Origin of the sequence: Acidisphaera sp. S103 (assembly GCF_009765975.1) — a bacterium.
In the GTDB taxonomy this organism is placed as follows: domain Bacteria; phylum Pseudomonadota; class Alphaproteobacteria; order Acetobacterales; family Acetobacteraceae; genus Rhodopila.
This window is the reverse complement of sequence record NZ_LMUJ01000026.1, coordinates 17,129-34,411: the sequence shown is the minus strand read 5'-3', so window position 1 is coordinate 34,411 and position 17,283 is coordinate 17,129. Positions and strand designations below refer to the sequence as shown.

General features: G+C 64.0%; 19 protein-coding genes and 1 tRNA gene. 10 read left to right on the top strand and 10 right to left on the bottom strand.

What is annotated here, in order from left to right:
* Nucleotides 1-2: 2 nt before the first annotated feature.
* The 3 genes from GSQ89_RS03345 to GSQ89_RS03335 form a co-directional block, all read right to left on the bottom strand.
* Nucleotides 3-1,079 carry a branched-chain amino acid ABC transporter permease gene (locus GSQ89_RS03345; protein WP_158922013.1) on the bottom strand — a complete coding sequence of 359 codons (1,077 nt, stop codon included), beginning with the start codon at nucleotides 1,077-1,079 and terminating at the stop codon, nucleotides 3-5.
* 3 nt (nucleotides 1,080-1,082) lie between these two features.
* Nucleotides 1,083-1,964, bottom strand: coding sequence for a branched-chain amino acid ABC transporter permease (locus GSQ89_RS03340; RefSeq protein ID WP_216855991.1), 882 nt, complete (start codon nucleotides 1,962-1,964; stop codon nucleotides 1,083-1,085).
* Nucleotides 1,965-2,077: 113 nt separating this feature from the next.
* The gene (locus GSQ89_RS03335; RefSeq protein ID WP_254073058.1) at nucleotides 2,078-3,256 is read right to left on the bottom strand and encodes a PA0069 family radical SAM protein; all 1,179 of its coding nucleotides are present in this window, start codon (nucleotides 3,254-3,256) and stop codon (nucleotides 2,078-2,080) included.
* Nucleotides 3,257-3,466: 210 nt separating this feature from the next.
* On the opposite strand from GSQ89_RS03335, the gene GSQ89_RS03330 reads away from it, so the two are divergent.
* From GSQ89_RS03330 to nusG, 3 genes are all read left to right on the top strand, one after another.
* Nucleotides 3,467-3,543: transfer RNA gene (locus GSQ89_RS03330), tRNA-Trp, on the top strand.
* A gap of 87 nt (nucleotides 3,544-3,630) precedes the next feature.
* Nucleotides 3,631-3,825 (top strand): preprotein translocase subunit SecE, encoded by a 195-nt coding sequence (secE, locus tag GSQ89_RS03325; protein ID WP_158922011.1) that lies wholly within the window; start codon nucleotides 3,631-3,633, stop codon nucleotides 3,823-3,825.
* A 14-nt stretch (nucleotides 3,826-3,839) separates the two neighbouring features.
* Nucleotides 3,840-4,370, top strand: coding sequence for a transcription termination/antitermination protein NusG (gene nusG, locus GSQ89_RS03320; protein ID WP_158922009.1), 531 nt, complete (start codon nucleotides 3,840-3,842; stop codon nucleotides 4,368-4,370).
* A 72-nt stretch (nucleotides 4,371-4,442) separates the two neighbouring features.
* Here the strand turns inward: nusG and GSQ89_RS03315 are convergent, their stop codons facing one another.
* The gene (locus GSQ89_RS03315; protein WP_158922007.1) at nucleotides 4,443-5,180 is read right to left on the bottom strand and encodes a response regulator transcription factor; all 738 of its coding nucleotides are present in this window, start codon (nucleotides 5,178-5,180) and stop codon (nucleotides 4,443-4,445) included.
* A gap of 357 nt (nucleotides 5,181-5,537) precedes the next feature.
* On the opposite strand from GSQ89_RS03315, the gene ribA reads away from it, so the two are divergent.
* A complete protein-coding gene (gene ribA, locus GSQ89_RS03310; RefSeq protein ID WP_158922005.1) occupies nucleotides 5,538-6,662 on the top strand; it encodes a GTP cyclohydrolase II in 1,125 nt (374 codons plus the stop codon).
* A gap of 80 nt (nucleotides 6,663-6,742) precedes the next feature.
* Nucleotides 6,743-7,003 (top strand): DUF3126 family protein, encoded by a 261-nt coding sequence (locus GSQ89_RS03305; RefSeq protein WP_158922003.1) that lies wholly within the window; start codon nucleotides 6,743-6,745, stop codon nucleotides 7,001-7,003.
* Here GSQ89_RS03305 and GSQ89_RS03300 read toward each other — a convergent pair whose 3' ends face one another.
* Nucleotides 7,004-8,185: an LLM class flavin-dependent oxidoreductase gene (locus tag GSQ89_RS03300; protein ID WP_158922001.1), complete on the bottom strand. Its 1,182-nt coding sequence runs from the start codon at nucleotides 8,183-8,185 to the stop codon at nucleotides 7,004-7,006.
* A gap of 125 nt (nucleotides 8,186-8,310) precedes the next feature.
* Here GSQ89_RS03300 and GSQ89_RS03295 point away from each other — a divergent pair, with 125 nt between their 5' ends.
* Entirely contained in the window at nucleotides 8,311-9,033 is a 723-nt protein-coding gene (locus tag GSQ89_RS03295) for a DUF2061 domain-containing protein (protein ID WP_158921999.1), read from the top strand.
* A 19-nt stretch (nucleotides 9,034-9,052) separates the two neighbouring features.
* Here GSQ89_RS03295 and GSQ89_RS03290 read toward each other — a convergent pair whose 3' ends face one another.
* A complete protein-coding gene (locus tag GSQ89_RS03290; RefSeq protein WP_158921997.1) occupies nucleotides 9,053-10,513 on the bottom strand; it encodes a glycosyltransferase family 39 protein in 1,461 nt (486 codons plus the stop codon).
* Between GSQ89_RS03290 and GSQ89_RS03285 the strand changes: the two genes are divergently transcribed.
* Nucleotides 10,512-10,718, top strand: coding sequence for a hypothetical protein (locus GSQ89_RS03285; RefSeq protein ID WP_216855990.1), 207 nt, complete (start codon nucleotides 10,512-10,514; stop codon nucleotides 10,716-10,718). The two genes, GSQ89_RS03290 and GSQ89_RS03285, sit on opposite strands and share 2 nt — an antisense overlap.
* Nucleotides 10,719-11,021: 303 nt before the next feature.
* On the opposite strand, the gene GSQ89_RS03280 is transcribed toward GSQ89_RS03285, so the two are convergent.
* From GSQ89_RS03280 to GSQ89_RS03270, 3 genes are all read right to left on the bottom strand, one after another.
* Complete coding sequence (locus GSQ89_RS03280) at nucleotides 11,022-11,867, bottom strand: fumarylacetoacetate hydrolase family protein (protein WP_158921993.1); 846 nt, start codon at nucleotides 11,865-11,867, stop codon at nucleotides 11,022-11,024.
* A gap of 21 nt (nucleotides 11,868-11,888) precedes the next feature.
* Complete coding sequence (locus GSQ89_RS03275; protein ID WP_158921991.1) at nucleotides 11,889-12,635, bottom strand: SDR family oxidoreductase; 747 nt, start codon at nucleotides 12,633-12,635, stop codon at nucleotides 11,889-11,891.
* 296 nt (nucleotides 12,636-12,931) lie between these two features.
* The gene (locus tag GSQ89_RS03270; RefSeq protein ID WP_158921989.1) at nucleotides 12,932-13,141 is read right to left on the bottom strand and encodes a dodecin; all 210 of its coding nucleotides are present in this window, start codon (nucleotides 13,139-13,141) and stop codon (nucleotides 12,932-12,934) included.
* Between the two features lie 98 nt (nucleotides 13,142-13,239).
* Between GSQ89_RS03270 and GSQ89_RS03265 the strand changes: the two genes are divergently transcribed.
* From GSQ89_RS03265 to GSQ89_RS03255, 3 genes are all read left to right on the top strand, one after another.
* Nucleotides 13,240-14,553, top strand: a complete 1,314-nt coding sequence (locus tag GSQ89_RS03265; RefSeq protein WP_216855989.1) for an MFS transporter — start codon at nucleotides 13,240-13,242, stop codon at nucleotides 14,551-14,553.
* A 108-nt stretch (nucleotides 14,554-14,661) separates the two neighbouring features.
* Nucleotides 14,662-14,931: a hypothetical protein gene (locus GSQ89_RS03260; protein WP_158921987.1), complete on the top strand. Its 270-nt coding sequence runs from the start codon at nucleotides 14,662-14,664 to the stop codon at nucleotides 14,929-14,931.
* 3 nt (nucleotides 14,932-14,934) lie between these two features.
* Nucleotides 14,935-15,330: a hypothetical protein gene (locus tag GSQ89_RS03255; protein ID WP_158921985.1), complete on the top strand. Its 396-nt coding sequence runs from the start codon at nucleotides 14,935-14,937 to the stop codon at nucleotides 15,328-15,330.
* Between the two features lie 170 nt (nucleotides 15,331-15,500).
* On the opposite strand, the gene GSQ89_RS03250 is transcribed toward GSQ89_RS03255, so the two are convergent.
* Nucleotides 15,501-17,261 (bottom strand): IlvD/Edd family dehydratase, encoded by a 1,761-nt coding sequence (locus GSQ89_RS03250; protein ID WP_158922171.1) that lies wholly within the window; start codon nucleotides 17,259-17,261, stop codon nucleotides 15,501-15,503.
* Nucleotides 17,262-17,283 lie beyond the last annotated feature (22 nt).

The following is a 17,283-nucleotide window of genomic DNA, read 5'->3' as shown; positions in this document are numbered from 1 at the left end:
GATCATCTCAGGCGCTCCGACTTCGCATAGGCTTTCTGGCGGCGGAAACTGGCCTGCCGCTTGAATGGAAACGCCTGAAACCACCGCTTTATCTTCAGCCACATGCCGTTCAGGCCATCCGGCTGGAACAGAATGACCAGCACCAGGACCAGGCCGAACAACGATGGTTCCAGGCCCGGCAGCCGCCCGATGCCGAATGGCAGGTCGTCGCGCACGATGGCGATGAATTGCGGCAACAACCGGACGAACATCGCGCCCAGGATCGCACCACGCAACGACCCAAGGCCGCCGACGAAGACGATTGTCACGAACTGCACGGACAGCAGCACGTCGAATGCGTCGGGCGCCAGAAAGCGGACATAGTGGGCGAACAATGCCCCCGCCAAGCCGGTCATGCCCGCGCTGATGGCGAAAACCAGCGTCTTGTACCGAGCCAGATGAATGCCCATGCTTTGCGCCGAGACTTCGCTGTCCCGAATCGCCACCATGGCTCGCCCGGTGGGTGAGTGCAGCAGGTTCGCCGAGATCCACATAACGAAGGCCAGCACGGCGAGTGAAACGTAATAAATCCCTGTCGCACTGTCGACCGCGATGCCAAAGACATAAGGCGTCGGCACCGCGAAACCATCGAAACCGCCAGTGACCGAGGTCCATTTCTGGAAGACGGTACCGACAATACTGCCGAAGGCCAGGGTCGCGATGGCCAGGTAAAGCCCGCTCATTCTCAACGTCGGGCGGCCTATGGCGGCGCCGCACAGCGCAGTGAACAGCCCGGCGACAGGCAAAGTGATGAGAAACGGCACGCCACGCGCGAGCAGGACCGCGTTGACGTAGGCACCGATACCCAGAAAGGCGGCATGGCCCAGGCTGATCAGCCCGGTGTAGCCGACCAGCAGCATCAGTCCGACACCGGCTATGGCGAAGATGTAAACCGCGCCCAGTTCGCCGATGTAGAATTCGCCGAGGACCAGCGGCGCGATCAGGACCAGCACCGTCAGCAGGCCGTACCAGAATCGGTCGCCGTTATGCCGCCATAGCGCGATATCCTGCCGGTATTGTGTCCTAAACAAATAGCGCATCGGTCAGACTCGCTTTCCCATGCGTTCGGCGAACAATCCCTGCGGCCGGATGAACAACATCAGCAGCAGCACAACATTCGATGTTACTTCCTGGAACCCTGCGGGCAATTTATAGCCGGCGAACTGCTCGACGATCCCGACGATGACGCCGCCGATCAGCGATCCCGGGATACTGCCGAAGCCGCCAATCACCGCGGCGGCGAAAGCCTTGATGCCGAGGAATCCCATATTCACGTCGATCATCGATACTGGCGACAACAGGATGCCAGCAAGACACGCCACACCGGCGCTGATAGCCCAGATCAGCGAGAAAATCGTTCGAACCGGGATGCCCATGTAATAGGCGGCAAGCTGGTTTTGCGATGCGGCCTGCATGGCGACGCCGACACGTGTCTTGCTGAAGAATAGATACAGGACGCCACACAGCAGGACAGTCCCGACGATGATCGAAAGATTATCCTCGCCCAGCACCAGCCCGTGAATGTTAACGGTTTTGTTGGTGAACGGCGTGTCGAAACCGACCGAATCGTAACCCCACGTAATCCCGGCCGCGGCCCGAAAAATGAAGCCAAGCCCCAGCGTGAGCATAACCACGGCGAATTGTGGCTGGCCGATCACGCGTCTTATGACGAAGGCATCCAATACGTAACCGAATGCGGCGGTGATGACGATCGCCAGCAGACCACCGACCCAATAAGGCAGATGGAAATGGGTGATCAGGCTGAAGGCGACGAAGCCGCCCAGCATCATGATGTCGCCCTGGGCGAAGTTCACCAATTCGGTTGCTTTGTAGATCAGCACAAAGCCAAGTGCGATCAACCCATAAATACAACCGGACGCTGCACCGTTAACAACGAGCTGCAGTATACGCGCAGCGTCTTCCACTATCGTTGGCCTCCCAGCCCCTTGGGGCCAGCGGGCCCTCTTTATCGTAGGCTGAGAAGATAGGTTGATGCTTCAAGCCACGTCAATCCGCTTATCGATTGACGATCCAGCGGTTAGAACAACGACATCTGACTGGGAACTTCGGTCAACGCCCCGCCGGGAACGGCGAATCGGTCGCAACTCAATTGAGTCCGCGCTTCGTCGAAGCCAAACTGGCGTGCCACCCGCGCGAACCGCCGTAGCAACAGATCGGCATACACCCCCTGCCCCGAGAATCGGTGGTGGAATCGCGAATCATTCAATTCGCCCCCACGTGTCTGCCGGATCAGGCTGAGGACGTGACGGGCACGGTCGGGGAAATGGGTGTTCAGCCATGCCTCAAACATCTCCCGCAATTCAAGCGGCAGCCGCAACAGAACATAACCGGCGTGACGCGCCCCGGCGCGCGCGGACGCTTCCAGTATCTTCTCCAGCTCGGCATCGTTCAGCGCCGGGATCATCGGGGCGGCCAGCACGCCCGACGGGACGCCGGCCCGTGTCAGTTCGGCGATCGTATGCAGGCGCCTGGCGGGTGTTGCCGCCCGGGGTTCCATCACCCGCGCCAGCCGAGCATCCAATGTGGTGACAGAGATATGGACACGCACCAGGTTCCGCTTCGCCATCGACGACAGGATGTCCAGGTCGCGCAACACGCCGGACGATTTGGTAACGATACCGACCGGATGATTGAACCGGTCCAGTACCTCCAGCACGGAGCGGGTCAGCTTCAGCGTGCGTTCGACGGGCTGATAGGGATCGGTGTTCGATCCCAGGGCCAGGGTGCGGGGAACATAACCAGGCTTGCGGAACTCCTTTTCCAGCAGTTCCGCCACATCAGGTTTGAAGATCAGCTTGGTTTCGAAATCCAGGCCTGGTGAGTAGCCGAGGAAGGCGTGCGTCGGGCGGGCGTAGCAATAGATGCAGCCATGCTCGCAACCCCGGTACGGATTGACCGCCCGGTCGAAGCCGATATCGGGAGAGGTGTTCCAACTGATCGCCGACCGGGACGAATCGCGCGTCAGCGTTGTGTCGAGTCGCGGCAGTTCACCTACGTCTTGTGACAGCGTCGCCCACCCGTCGTCGAACGGGGATGCGGCATGGGCATCGAAGCGGACCGCTGGATTGCTGACGGCGCCCCGGCCGGCGGCCTGGCGTGAGGGAAAACGCTGAACAGGTCCGTCTTCAGGTAAGCCGGCATTGTCCATCGCGACGATGGCGTCCCGGTCGATTTGCGCTTCCATCCGATCTGACATCCCGACCTCATGTTCGTATTATGTTCGATCGGATTGTTCCCATGCCACCGCACCGGAGTCAAGAACATGATGTGAACATACCGTGGAGTTTTTCGGCCCGGAGCGGCGGAATGGATGCCAACGGCCATAAACGCTTGACAACGTCGCGCGCGCATCCTTTCTACGCGCTTCGTCGCGTCCGATCCCATGGAGAGAGCGCCGGCCCACTGCAGGGGTGTAGCTCAATTGGCTAGAGCGCCGGTCTCCAAAACCGGAGGCTGGGGGTTCGAGACCCTCCACCCCTGCCAGTGCGCGGATCGATGCCGCGGGCAACCGGGGCAGCGCAATCAGGGACATGAAGATATGGCCGACGATCAGCGAGGGATTTGACGAACGTGGCTTTCCAACCGGCAAAATTCGTACGTGAAGTTAGAGCGGAGATCACCAGGGTGACCTGGCCCACCCGCAAGGAGACGATGGTCACGACCGGCCTGGTGTTCGCCATGGCCGCGATGGCTGCCATCTTCTTCTTCGTCGTCGATCAGGTGATCGGTCTCGGGGTGCGCGCGCTATTCAATGTGGGCATCTGAGAGGATTCCGGGAAATGGCCAAGAATTGGTACGTCGTCCACGTCTACTCCGGGTTCGAGAAGAAGATCGCCCAGCAGATCACCGAGCAGGCCGCGCAAAAGGGCTTGGCCGATCAGTTCGAGGCTGTGCTGGTGCCCTCCGAGAACGTCGTCGAGGTCAAGCGCGGCCGGAAGATCAACAGCGAGCACAAGTTTTTCCCGGGCTATGTCCTGGTGAAGATGGACCTGACCGACGACGCCTGGCATCTGGTTAAGAACACGCCGAAGGTGACCGGCTTCCTGGGCAGCAAGACCAAGCCAAGCCCGATCAGCGAGGCGGAGGCGGATCGGATCCTGAAGCAGAATCAGGAAGGCGTGGATCGTCCGCGCCCAGCGGTGCTCTACGAAATCGGCGAGCAGGTGCGCGTCGCCGACGGGCCGTTCACCAGCTTCAACGGCACGGTGGAAGAGGTGGACGAGGAGAAGGGCCGCGTGAAAGTCAGCGTCTCGATCTTCGGCCGTTCCACGCCGGTCGAGTTGGAATACTCCCAGGTGGAGAAGCTTTAAGGTCCGCCCCTCTCCGGTGCAGAAAAAAAGCCCTCGCGAGAGGGCTTTTTTGTATCCGGACCGCTGCCTCGATCAGGCCTGCATCGCGACCGGCACACGCGCGATCGGAATGCCCTCGGGGTCGAGCCGGTAGCCGCCACCCTCGGTGACCAGCAGACGCGCATTGGCCGGATCGGGCTCGATCTTCTGGCGCAGGCGGTAGATGTGTGTCTCCAGCGTGTGGGTGGTTACGGCGGCGTTGTAGCCCCAGACCTCGTTCAGCAGGACCTGCCGGGCGACGGAGCGCGTGCCGGCGCGATACAGGAACTTCAGGATCGCGGCTTCTTTCTCCGTCAGGCGGATGCGGCGGTTCTTCGCCGGTTCCTGCAGCAGTTTCGCAGCGGGGCGGAACGTGTAGGGGCCGATGGTGAAGACCGCGTCCTCGCTGTTCTCGAAAATCCGCAACTGGGCGCGCAAACGGGCCAGCAGCACGGCAAGCTTGAACGGCTTGGCGATGTAGTCGTTGGCGCCGCAATCCAGGCCCTTGACCACGTCGGTTTCGCTGTCGAACCCGGTCAGCATGATAATGGGCATGCGATGCCCCTGCTTTCGCAGCTTGGCACACAGGTCACGGCCGTCGCCGTCAGGCAGGCCGACATCAAGGATGACCGCATCGAAGCGTGCATCCTTGGCGGCAAGGCAATCCTCCGCGATTTTGACGGAACCAGCCTCGGTGGCGACGAATTCACCATCCACGGCGAGCTGATCAACCAGGGTCTCACGCAGGGCGTCATCGTCATCGACGATCAGGACCGGGCGTTCTGCCGACATAATCGAGTTCCTCTTGCCAGTGATTGACGTAGCTTGGTACCGATGCCACGTCTCTGTTTCATCTCAAGGAGGCCAAATTACCATAAATGGTCGCGAGTTGGGCCGAAATCGGTGCGGCAGACCACGCGGATCCTGACCTTTCGCAAGATTGCGCGCGCCAAGGCGACCCGATAGGTTCGAAATCCACCGCCCGCCCTTTTCCCCTCACTATATGGTTCACGGCATCCAGTCGTCATCTCTTGCCGGTACGAATCGTGGTTTGAAGGTCAATAGTGACGAAATTTGGTTATCCAATGTGCCAAAATCTTACAAAGCTCTTCATCAGGAGACCACGCCGCGTGGTCCGGCCGGTGTTGCATGTCGGCTGAGCCCGCTGTGATCGACGACCCGACACGGTCGCGGCTGAGGCAGGTGCATCGCGCCGCCTCCGACCTGCGGCGCGGCGTTCCGGTGGTGCTGACCGGCGAGGCGCCACTGCTGATCCTGGCCGCGGAGACAGGGGGAACGGCGGAACTGGCGGAACTGGAGGCGGTCTCGGCCGCCGATCTGGTGCTGATTCTCGCGCCGGCTCGGGCCGCAGCGATATTGCGGGCACCGATGTCGGCTGATGCCGCCTCGGTCGCGGTGGCGCTGCCAAATTTGTCTCATAAAATGGATATATATCAATCTCTTGTGGATCCACTGGCGATTCAGCCGGCGGTGCGGGATATGCTGCGTTCGGTGCCAACACCGCCCCTGGCCGATGCGGCGATCGGTCTCGCCAAGATCGCTCGTCTGCTGCCGGCAACCCTCGCGGTGCCGCTGCGGCATGACCTGGCACCGCTGATCGCCGGTCATGGCTTGGTCGATGTCGCGGCAGCCGACGTGCTCGCTTACAAGAACACGGAAGTGGCCGGCCTGCGCCAGGTGGTGTCGGCTGATGTGCCGCTCAACGATGCGCCGGACAGCCGGGTCGTGGCGTTTCGCAGCGACGGTTCGGGCCTCGAGCATCTCGCGATCGTGATTGGCCGGCCGGAGACGGCGGACGCCCCGCTGGTCCGAATCCACTCCGAGTGTTTCACCGGCGACCTGCTGGGCAGCATGCGGTGCGATTGCGGGGAGCAGTTGCGCGGCGCGATTCGCCGGATGGCGGAGGATGGTTCCGGCGTGCTGCTGTACCTGGCGCAGGAAGGCAGGGGGATCGGGTTGGTGAACAAGCTGCGGGCGTATGGCCTGCAGGATCGCGGCCTGGATACGATGGACGCCAACCGAGCGCTGGGCTGGGGTTCGGATGAGCGGAATTTCCTGATCGGGGCGACCATCCTGCGGATCATGGGAATCAACCGGGTGCGCCTGCTGACCAATAACCCCGACAAGCTGGATGCGATGATCGCGTGCGGCATCGAGGTGACGGGCCGGGAGCCGCATCTGTTCGCGCCCAACGGCGTTAACGATGAATATCTGGCAACAAAGGCCGCTCGGTTTGGCCACATGCTGGATTAGGCCATGTTCGGCGCGTTGCGCGCTGGACCGCGGACCGGACTCAAGGCTAAACGGCTCAGCTCCTTTCGTATGAGACTCGCATGACACCGTTGGAAATCGAACGTCTTCAAACCTATCTGCGCAAATTGTTCGGCAGTGACCGGATCAAGATCGTGCCGCCGATGCGCCGGGGTCTGTCGGTCGAAATTGCGGTCAACGATGAGACGATCGGCACCGTCCACAAGGATGTCGATGATGGCGAGACGTCGTACTCCCTGACCCTGACGGTCCTGGAGGAAGACCTGCCGGCACCGCGGCCGGCGACCGCGAAACCGGCGATCGGATCGCCGACTCGGCGCTGACTACCAGGCCTCCCGGCCTTTCTGCGGGCGGGTAAGGGCGGCTTTCTGTTCCGCTTCGTGCTTTTCGAACATCGCGCGTGCGGCTGTTGAGCGCTTCTCCGATAATTCGTCGCGATGGTCCGTGCACCAGTCGAACGACTCGACGCGCGGGCGGTTCGCCTTGGAGAAGTGCGGCATCACGTAGCGCTGGTAGAGTTCGTAGGACCGTTTGGTTTCTTCGAAATCCGCCCAGTTGTGGACCTGCTGCAGGAACACCCCGAAATCGCCCTGCTTTTCGTAGAGCCGCTCGATCAGGGCGATGGCATCGTCGGGGGTGCCGATGACGCCGAACTTGTTTTCCACGAACCATGTCGCCGGGTCCTGGCCGTCTGGGACGATGAAGCGGGGCTGGTTGTTGTTGAGATAGTTCAGATACGGCTCGAAGCCGAATTTGACGTTCTCGAACGCCTGGGCGCGGGTTTCGGCGATGTGCATGGGGCCGACCAGGCGAAGGCGGGACGCATCCATCGTGCGGCCGTCCTGCGCGGCGATGTCGTTGGCGATCTTCCAGTTGGCCGCCAGCGCGTCGTAGCCGAACGGGTTGGTGGCGGCGACACAGATCATGCTGAGGTCGTATTTCCCCGCCAGGCGGCCGCCGGAGGGGGTGACGGCGCTGACCACCGCGACCTCGGGGTGCGGGCTGGTGTAGGGCAAGATGTGCGCTCGTGCGCCGACCAGGGTGTACCAGTCGGTTTTCTCGGTGACGATCTCGCCCTTGAACAGGCGCAGGATGACGTCGAGCGCCTCGGCCATGCGGTCGCGCTGGGTGTTGGGGTCGATACCCAGCATCAACGCATCCGACGCCAGCAATCCGGGGCCGGCGCCGAACATGACTCGACCGCGAGTGTGATGATCCAACTGGATGATGCGGTTCGCGGTCATCAGCGGGTTGTGGTACGGCAGCGAGATCACGCCGGTGCCGAAGCGGATCGACTTGGTGCGTTCGGCGGCGACAGCGATGAACAGTTCGGGGGAACTGATCAGCTCCCAGCCGGCGGAGTGGTGCTCGCCGATCCAGGCTTCGTCGAAACCAAGCCGGTCGAGCCATTGCATGAGTTCGAGGTCGCGGTCGATGCAGGCGGCCGGGTTCTCGTTCATCGGGTGGAAGGGCGGCAGGAAGGCGCCGTGGCGCAGTTTTGTCATTTTTTAGGTCTCCAGGACGTGCCGGCGAGGATGGTATGGGGGAGGGTCGCGTACGGCTAGAGCGCGACCGCTTCCACCGGCCCGAGGGTGATGCCGTGAAACGATCTGTGACGTTGGGAGTATCGATGCTCGCGGGCGCCGCCTTGCTGGAGGTGGCGCTGATCCCGGGCATGGTGATCGGCGGTGCCGCCATGCTGGTGCCCGGGTACCTGCCCACGCTGCGCCGGCGGCTGTTCGGTTCCACCGCTCGCCGTCGGAACGAGCCCGCGGTTCCCATGCCCCGCCCGCCGGACGTCAAGACACCGCTGGCCGCCCGTGTCGGGTTCCCGGTTAAACAGGCGTTGGCCAAGACCGTTACCTATCGGGCTATCGTCACGGTGCTGGACTTCACCTCGAACTACGTGGTGCTGGGCGAGGCCGCCACGGCGGCGGGTCTGTCGGCCTTCGCCCTGGTGGCCGGCCCATTGTTCTATCTGGCGCACGAAACGGCCTGGCATTACTGGGGGCCGGCCGGAACCGCGGTTCCCTTGTCCCTTCAGCCGAACGCAAAAGCGGCGCCTGCCGGCCGGAGAGGGATTACGGTCAATCGGGCGCTGGCCAAGACCGTCACCTTTCGGACCATCGCCTCGACGGTGGACTTCACCACGCTTTACGTGGTGGTAGGCGACTTCGCGACGGCGGCGGGTTTGTCCGCGTTCGGTCTCGTGGTCGGCCCGTTTGTTTATCTCGGCCACGAGATGGCCTGGGACTATTATGGTTCGCCCATAGCCCGCACCGTCGATGCGACGGCGTCAACCAGTCTCGGGCCGGCGCCTGGTTCGCCCGTGGGCCTGAGCGGGGCGGTTTAGGGGCATTTGGTCCAATCGCCTATGGCCGTGGCAAAAGTCCCCGGCCACGCAGCACCGTCACCGTTCGCAGCACGCGCCCATCCAGCCGCACCGAGGTGCTGGGCAGCACTTCGACCGTCTGAAACCATGGCTTGGCCTCAACCACCGCCTTGTCCACGGGACCGAGCACCAGCACCAGCACATCCTGTCCGGCAAACGCACGCAACGGATCGGCGACCCCAAACTGCCGTGCGTCAATGTTCAGACACAGCATTGTCGCGTCCGGTCCCAGCCCGCGTCCGATCTTGCCCGCATCCCGCCAATTGAGTGCCGCGGCTACTGTTCCAGGGGGCAGCAGATCGCGTGCCGCCAGATCGTTACGCAACGACGTCCAGTCCAGGCCCTCGGCTGTCGGATCGGAACGCATGACCGTGGCCAGTCTGCCGCCGAGCCAATCAAATTGGTTCTGGGTGGCGATGACCGTGATGGACACCAGCACCAAAATCGCCGAACCGGCCACTGTCCGCCGGACCCACGCGACATCCACCCGCTCGGCGATCGCTCGGCCCAGCAGTGGAAACAGCATCAGGTAGCCAGGGGCGGCCCAGTGAAACAGCACGCGTTGGCTCGACCATGCCGAGATCAGGGCGAACACCACGATGGGCGGCGCCGCCAGCCATACCAGCAGCCGCTCTTCCCACCCACGCCGGAAGCCGCGGAGGAACAGGATGATCATCGGCAGCCAGATCCAGGGCAGCACGAACAGCGCCTCGCCGCCCCAGACCTGGATGGGTATCAGGGGGCGGAAGCGCAGGCCTGATGCCCGATCGCCCTGGAATGCGAACGACGCCCAGCCGTGCGTGGTGTTCCAGATCAGCACTGGCGAGAACACGGCCAGCGCCAGCACTGCCGCGACGTAGGGTTCGGGGCGCGCCAGCCAGTGGCGGTGGGGGCGGCTGGCGACCAGATAGAGAAACGCGCCGCCGATCGTCAGCACGGCGGAATATTTGGAAAACAGTGCCAGACCAGCGCACAGGCCGGTGGCCGCCCACCATCCCAGCGCTCGGCGTCCGGTCGCCGGCAGCGCGTGCAGCAGGCATAGCGCCGCTGCCAGCAAGGCCGCGTCCAGCGGTCCGTCGGGCAATACCCAGGTGCCTGTGGTGATGCCGAACACCGGGGACAGATTGAAGGCCACGACCGCCCAGAAGGCCGCTCGCTGGTCCGCCAGGCGGCGGGTGATTCGCCACATCAGCACTTGTGACAGGGCGAACAGCAGGATGAAGGGCAGCCGCACCACCCAGGACGCCTCGGTGCCGAACAAGTGGGCGGCAACCCAGGACAGCCACCAACTCGCGGGGGGATGATCGAAATAGCCGAGACTCAAGATGCGTCCGGCCGTTACCATGTAGCTCTCATCCATCCCCAAGCCGGTTGTCGCGGCGAATGCCAGCCGGATCAGCGTTGTCCCGGCAATGAGCCGGACGATTGGAGAAAGCCTCATGGAGTGCGGCTGCTTCTGCTGCCTTCAAACCTTCGCGGCGTCGGAGGTGATTGACTGGATCGACGACGGCGACACGCCGCTGTGTCCGCATTGCGGTATCGCCGCGGTGCTGCCGGGCGTAACCGATCTGGTGGAACTGTTCCGGCTGCGCGAACGCCGCTTTGGGGTCCATGCGGGCGTGCCGCTGGCCGATGAGGAAGGGTAGGTTTGGCGGACCAGGATTGTGTTGGACGCTCGCGCTTCAGCGGTTGAAGCGCAGATGGCCGGGACGCGCCCGGCCATGACGGAGGGTACGGGGGCAAGGCTCGGCCGGGTTGGATGGGGCCAGGGCCGGGCCTGCGGTTGGATGAAGGACTGAGGGTCCGACGCGGGGTAATCGAGTCGGCAGGCGCAGGGCGGTGGCCTCTCATCGTCATGGTGGGTGGAGGCCCACCATCCGCGCCTTCCGGAGGCGGCCCCGAAAAAGGCGTGGATGGCGGGCCGTCTCCCGCCATGACGGCGTCGGACACTAAGCGGCGACGATCCGTTGGGTCTGGATGCCGAGGCCCTCGATTCCCAGGCGCATCACGTCGCCGATCTTCAGGAACACCGGCTCCGGCTTGATGCCCATGCCGACACCGGGCGGCGTGCCGGTGGCGATCACGTCGCCGGCGTGCAGGGTGATGAAATGGCTGACATAGCTGACCAGCTTCTGGACACCGAAGATCATCGTCTGGGTGGAGCCGTCCTGGTAGCGCTTGCCGTTTACCTCGGTCCACAGCGGCAGGTCCTGCGGGTCGCTGACCTCATCCTTGGTCACCATCCAGGGGCCGGTCGGGCCGAAGGTCTCGCAGCCCTTGCCCTTGTCCCAGGTGCCGCCGCGTTCGGTCTGGAATTCGCGCTCGCTGACGTCGTTGCAGACGCAATAGCCGGCGACATGATCCATCGCCTCATGCTCTGGCACGTAGCGAGCGGTCTTGCCGATCACCACGCCCAACTCGACTTCCCAGTCCAGCTTCTGCGAGCCGCGCGGCAGCTTCACGTCGTCGTTCGGTCCGGTGAAGGCGCTGAGCGACTTCAGGAACACGATCGGCTCCTTGGGGATCGGGTTGCCGGTTTCGGCGGCATGGTCGGCGTAGTTCAGCCCGATGCAGACATAGTTGACCGGCCGTACGACGCAGGGGCCGATCCGCGGATTGCCCTCGACCTTGGGCAGCTTCGACGAATCGACACTGGCGATCATCGCCAGCGACGCCTCGGACAGCGCGAACCCGTCGATGTCGCGAACCAGACTGCTCAGGTCGCGGATCGTGCCGTCATTGGCGAACAGGCCGGGCTTCTCGGCGCCGGCCGGACCATAACGCAACAGCTTCATAACGTTTCCCCCATATGCGGATCAGAGTGTCAGGCCGCCGTCTATAACGATTGCCTGACCGGTAATGAACTGGGCATCGTCGCCGGACAGATAGACCGCCAGCGCGGCGATCTCCTCCGGCGTGCCCAGGCGCCCCATCGGCTGCCTCGCCACGAAGGCGGCGCGGGCGGCGTCGATCGAACCGGCGGCGGTGGCGTTGGCGGCGATGCGCTCGCCCAGGCTGGGTGTCTCGACCGTGCCCGGGCACAGGCAGTTGCAGCGGATTCCCTTGGTCACATAGTCGGTGGCGACCGACCGCGTCATGCCGATCACCGCCGCTTTCGAGGCGCTGTAGATGAAGCGGTTCGGCACGCCCTTCAGGCTGGAGGCGACCGAGGCCATGTTGACGATCGCGCCCCGGCCGCGTGCCAGCATCCCCGGCAGGAGCGCCTGCATGGTGCGGAACATCGCTCGGCAATTCAGGTCGAAGGCGAACGACCAGTCGGCCTCGGTGGCTTCCAGCAGCGTGCCCTGGTGCACCACGCCGGCGCAGTTGAACAGGATGTCGATCGCCCCGGCGGCTTCGGCGGTGCGGGCGATCGCGGCCGGATCGAGCACGTCCAGCGCCATGGTGCGAATCGAGTCCGAGGCCAGGCCGGCGAGCTTGGCCGCATCCACATCTGTCGCCACAACCTTGGCGCCCGCGGCCGCGAAGGCCTGCGCGGTCGCTCGGCCGATTCCCTGGCCCGCCGCGGTCACAAACGCCGTCTTACCTGTCAATGATGGCATCGCGTTCCCCTCGCGCCGCGTCCGTCACGGCAGCGAGAGGCGATTTAGGCTATTTCGTGGAGGAGGTCACCCTGGCTTAGAGAGCGATTTACGTCCGAGGTTGATCGGCCTCAGACGATCGCACGTTATACCAAGCGCCGTTGATACCGACTCCCGGATGCCGCCATGGCCGGGCGCGCGCTATGCGTGTCCCGGCCATCCGCGCTTCATCGGCTGGTGCGCAGATGGCCGGGACGCCCGAAGCAGGCGCCCGGCCATGACGTTAGCGGAAGGGTCAAATTCAACGACGCCTGGTGTTAGTCCTCCAGCGTGAAGCCGACCTTCATCGACACCTGGTAATGGCGAATCTTGCCGTCCTCGACCTCACCGCGCTGCTGAATGACCTCGAACCAGCGTATGTTGCGCATGGTCTTGGCGGCTCGGGCGATGCCGTTCTTGATGGCGTCGGCGTGGCTGACTTCTGACGAGCCGGCGATTTCGATGATTCGATAGGTATGGTCGGGCATGTTGGCGATCTCCCTGTGATGTCACATAGGCGGCCGTAACGCTCGTAACCGGACGCGGTGGCGTCGGTGCCCGCTCTTTTACACGGAATTGGCTGCCGATGCTTGCCTCGTATGCCGAGCCGGGGTTCACTGCGTTCAACAAAATCGAAATAAAGTTTGGGGAGTGGATGATGCTGGCTTGGCTCAAGGACCTGAATCCGCGGGAGCGCCGGACCATGGTCGCCTGTTTCGGCGGCTGGTCGCTGGATGCACTGGACGTTCAGATATTCAGTTTCGTCATTCCGTCGCTGCTGACCGTCTGGGGCATCACCACGGCCGAGGCCGGTGTGCTGGCGACCGTCACCCTGGTTGTGTCGTCATTCGGCGGCTGGATGGCCGGCGCGTTGTCGGATCGTTTCGGCCGGGTGCGCATCCTGCAGGTGACGATCCTGTGGTACGCCTTCTTCACGTTCCTTTGCGGGTTTGCCCAGGATTTCAACCAGTTGTTTGTGCTGAAGGCGCTGCAGGGCTTCGGCTTCGGCGGCGAATGGGCCGCCGGCGCGGTGCTGATGGGCGAGGTCATCCGCGACAAATATCGCGGCCGAGCGGTGGGGCTGGTGCAGACGGGCTGGGCGGTCGGCTGGGGTGCGGCGGCGATTGTCTATACGATTCTATCGGCGAACCTGCCGGAGGCGCTGACCTGGAAGGTGATGTTCTGGATTGGCCTGGCGCCGGCCGCGCTGGTGTTCTGGATCCGTCGCTTCGTGGAGGAACCCGCGGTCAAGCCCGGTTCCGTCAACCTCGGCCCGATGCATCTGTTTGCCGCGCTGAAGCCGCCGCATTTGTCCACCACGTGGCGGGTGTCGATGATGGTGACCGGCGCACAGGGGTCCAGCTACGCGCTGACCACCTTCCTGCCGCTGTATCTGAAGACCGTGCGACATCTGACGTCCGTCGGCACCGGCAGCTATCTGATGGTGCTGATCCTGGGGGCGTTTTTCGGCTTCCTGTCCGGCGCCTACCTGGCCGATGCGATCGGGCGCAAATCGACGTTTATGACCTCGGCGATCGGGTCTCTCGTGCTGATGTTCGTCTATCTGTTCGCGCCGCTGAGCAACGACCTGATCCTGCCGGTCGGCTTCCTGCTGGGCTACATCAACCTGATGATGTTCTCGCCGATGGGAACCTTCATGACCGAGCTGTATCCGACCGCCGTGCGCGGCGTCGGCCAGGGGTTCTGCTACAATGTCGGACGCGGCATCGGTGCGGTGTTCCCGGCGATGGTCGGGTTCCTGGCCGCCCGGTTCGGTTTGCCTGTCGCCATCGCCACGTTCACCTTCGGCGGATTGGTGTTGATGATCATTGCGCTGCTGCTGTTGCCGGAGACGAGGGGACGATCGCTGGCAAGCCTCGAACACCGGCCGGCGGAGTAGTTCGGTCTCGGTCACGTTCGCGCAAGCATGCGGTGATCAGGGTTTGGTTGGGGAACGATCGTGCCTACGTTTCGTCTTAGCCTGGACCCTTTTTCATGGAGCAGACCGATGACCGCCGCCTCTGACACGCACAGCAAGATGGAAGACGCACAGGCCCAGATCGTACGGTTGCGGGAGCAGGTGGAAGCGCTGATGAAGGATCGCGTGGCGCCGGCGGTGGCGGAGTTCGCCGGCCGCGCGGAAAACGCCGTCCACAGCGCGAGCGGTGTTGTGCGCGATCAGGCGCAGGCGATGTCCGGCCGGGTGAAGGACCAGCCTCTTACAGCGATCATCATTGCCGCTGCTGTGGGATGGGTTATCGGTCGGGCGATGCGCTGACCGGTGCGGTCCGCTCAGTTCGCGCGCATCGCGGCGGAAGCCGAGGGCGTCCGTCTGCGCCGGCTGGTTCGGCGCATGGTGTTGCGCGCCGTGCTGGGTGTAATCGCGCTGCTGTTCCTGCTTGGCGCGATCGTCTTCGCCCATATCGCGGTCTGGTATTGGCTGCGGGCGGGGCTGGGGCAGAGTTTCCCCGCCGCGGCGGGGATCCTCGGCGGGGCGGATGTGCTGGTGGCGATCATCCTTGGGTTCGCTGCCACGAGGTCGTCCCCGAGTCGGGTCGAGCTGGAGGCGCTGGAGGTCCGGCGCAGGGCGATCACGGCGATCGGCGGCACGTTCAGTACGGCCGGGCTGGTTATCGCGGTGTTGCGGATCGTGGCGAACCTGCGGCGGCGGGGTTAGCACCAGCCGACGCTGTCGTTGACCTTTCGGCGCTGCCTTACCACCGTCTTGGTGGGCGAAGGCCCGCCATCCACGCCTTTGCGTTCGCGCACAGCAGGCATGGATGCCGATCTGCATCGGCATGACGGACGGTGGCTGTCGAAGGGCCGCCGTTGCCACGCCGAGTGCGGTCAGTGGTTGTTACGCGATTCCCCCCTGGTCTCAATGACATCCAGGAATAAGGTTGCCGGCTCCAGGCACGCGCCGGAGCCCAACTGCCCGACCATCGACCGGTAAATCTCCTCCCACGGCGTCATGGTGACCAGTTTCGGCGGGGTCCAGGCGGCCTTGCGGGCCTCCAGCTCGCCCGGCGGCAGCAGGACGTCGACCTTGCGGGTGTTCAGATCGATCCTGATGCGGTCGCCGGTTTTCAGGATGGCAAGGCCGCCGCCGACGGCCGCCTCGGGGGATACGTTCAGGATCGAGGGCGAGCCGGACGTGCCGGACTGGCGCCCGTCCCCCATCGTCGGCAGGGTCATGATGCCGCGTTTCAGAAGCGAGGCGGGGGGCTGCATGTTCACCACCTCGGCGCTGCCGGGGTAGCCGACGGGGCCGCAGTTGCGGATGATCAGCACGGATTGTTCTTCCACGCCCAGATCGGGGTCCTCGATGCGGTGGTGGTAGTCTTCCGGGCCTTCGAAGACGATGGCCTTGCCCTCGAACACGTTAGGGCGGTCGGGGTTGGACAGGAAGCGCGCACGAAAATCCTTGTCGATGACGCTGATTTTCATCACCGCGCTGTCGAACAGGTTGCCGGACATCACGACGTAGCCGGCGGCGGGCAGCAGCGGAGCCTCGTAGGAGCGGATGACCTCGCGATCGCCGTCCGGCACGTCGGCGAGGTCCTCGGCCAGGGTGCGGCCGGTGACGGTGCGAACGTCGCCATGCAGTTTGCCGGCGGCCAGCAGTTCCTTCATCACCGCGGGGACACCACCGGCGCGGTGGAACTTTTCGCCGAGGAAACGGCCGGCGGGTTGCAGGTCGACCAGAAGAGGGATTTCGGGGCCTAGGCGCTGCCAGTCCTCGAGGTCATGCTCGACGCCCATGTGGCGGGCGATGGCGATCATGTGGATCGGGCAGTTGGAGGAGGCACCGAGCGCGGCGGCGGCAACGACGGCGTTCTCGAAGGCTTGCCTGGTCATGATGTCGGACGGGCGGAGGTTTTCCTTCACCATGCCGACGATGCGCTTGCCGGTCTCGAACGCCATCCAGCCGCGCTCGCGATACGGGGCCGGAATGGCGGCGCAACCGGGCAGCGACATGCCCAGCGCCTCGGCCAGCGAGTTCATCGAGGTCGCGGTACCCATGGTGTTGCAATGGCCGACGGACGGGGCAGACGACGACACCATCTCCATGAATTCGTCGTAGCCGATTTTTCCTTCCGCGAAGAGTTTGCGGCCTTCCCAGACGATAGTGCCCGACCCGGACAGGCGGCCCTTCCACCAACCGTCCAGCATTGGGCCGCCAGACAGGACGATGGCCGGGATGTTCACCGTGGCGGCGCCCATCAGCAGGGCTGGCGTGGTCTTGTCGCAGCCGGTGGTGAGGACGACTCCGTCCAGCGGATAGCCGTGCAGGACTTCGACCAGGCTCAAATACGCCAGGTTGCGGTCCAGTGCCGCAGTGGGGCGTTTGCCGGTTTCCTGGATCGGGTGGCAGGGGAACTCCAGCGGCACGCCGCCGGCGTCGCGGATACCGTCGCGAATGCGGCTGGCGAGCTCGACGTGGTGGCGATTGCAGGGGGACAGATCGGACCCGGTCTGGGCGATGCCGATGATCGGCTTGCCGCCGCGCAGTTCGTCCGGGGTGATGCCGTAGTTCATGTAACGCTCAAGGTAGAGCGCGGTCATCGCCGGATCGCCCGGCTCGTCGAACCAGCGGCGGGAGCGCAGGCGCTTGTTGTCGCTGCCGTTG

Excerpts from the sequence above, each read along its gene's own strand:
- GSQ89_RS03345 (WP_158922013.1), bottom strand. The coding sequence starts at position 1,079 with ATGCGCTATTTGTTTAGGACACAATACCGGCAGGATATCGCGCTATGG.
- GSQ89_RS03335 (WP_254073058.1), bottom strand. The coding sequence starts at position 3,256 with ATGTCAGATCGGATGGAAGCGCAAATCGACCGGGACGCCATCGTCGCG.
- nusG (WP_158922009.1), top strand. The coding sequence starts at position 3,840 with ATGGCCAAGAATTGGTACGTCGTCCACGTCTACTCCGGGTTCGAGAAG.
- GSQ89_RS03315 (WP_158922007.1), bottom strand. The coding sequence starts at position 5,180 with ATGTCGGCAGAACGCCCGGTCCTGATCGTCGATGACGATGACGCCCTG.
- ribA (WP_158922005.1), top strand. The coding sequence starts at position 5,538 with ATGTCGGCTGAGCCCGCTGTGATCGACGACCCGACACGGTCGCGGCTG.
- GSQ89_RS03305 (WP_158922003.1), top strand. The coding sequence starts at position 6,743 with ATGACACCGTTGGAAATCGAACGTCTTCAAACCTATCTGCGCAAATTG.
- GSQ89_RS03300 (WP_158922001.1), bottom strand. The coding sequence starts at position 8,185 with ATGACAAAACTGCGCCACGGCGCCTTCCTGCCGCCCTTCCACCCGATG.
- GSQ89_RS03295 (WP_158921999.1), top strand. The coding sequence starts at position 8,311 with ATGCTCGCGGGCGCCGCCTTGCTGGAGGTGGCGCTGATCCCGGGCATG.
- GSQ89_RS03285 (WP_216855990.1), top strand. The coding sequence starts at position 10,512 with ATGGAGTGCGGCTGCTTCTGCTGCCTTCAAACCTTCGCGGCGTCGGAG.
- GSQ89_RS03290 (WP_158921997.1), bottom strand. The coding sequence starts at position 10,513 with ATGAGGCTTTCTCCAATCGTCCGGCTCATTGCCGGGACAACGCTGATC.
- GSQ89_RS03280 (WP_158921993.1), bottom strand. The coding sequence starts at position 11,867 with ATGAAGCTGTTGCGTTATGGTCCGGCCGGCGCCGAGAAGCCCGGCCTG.
- GSQ89_RS03275 (WP_158921991.1), bottom strand. The coding sequence starts at position 12,635 with ATGCCATCATTGACAGGTAAGACGGCGTTTGTGACCGCGGCGGGCCAG.
- GSQ89_RS03270 (WP_158921989.1), bottom strand. The coding sequence starts at position 13,141 with ATGCCCGACCATACCTATCGAATCATCGAAATCGCCGGCTCGTCAGAA.
- GSQ89_RS03265 (WP_216855989.1), top strand. The coding sequence starts at position 13,240 with ATGCTTGCCTCGTATGCCGAGCCGGGGTTCACTGCGTTCAACAAAATC.
- GSQ89_RS03260 (WP_158921987.1), top strand. The coding sequence starts at position 14,662 with ATGACCGCCGCCTCTGACACGCACAGCAAGATGGAAGACGCACAGGCC.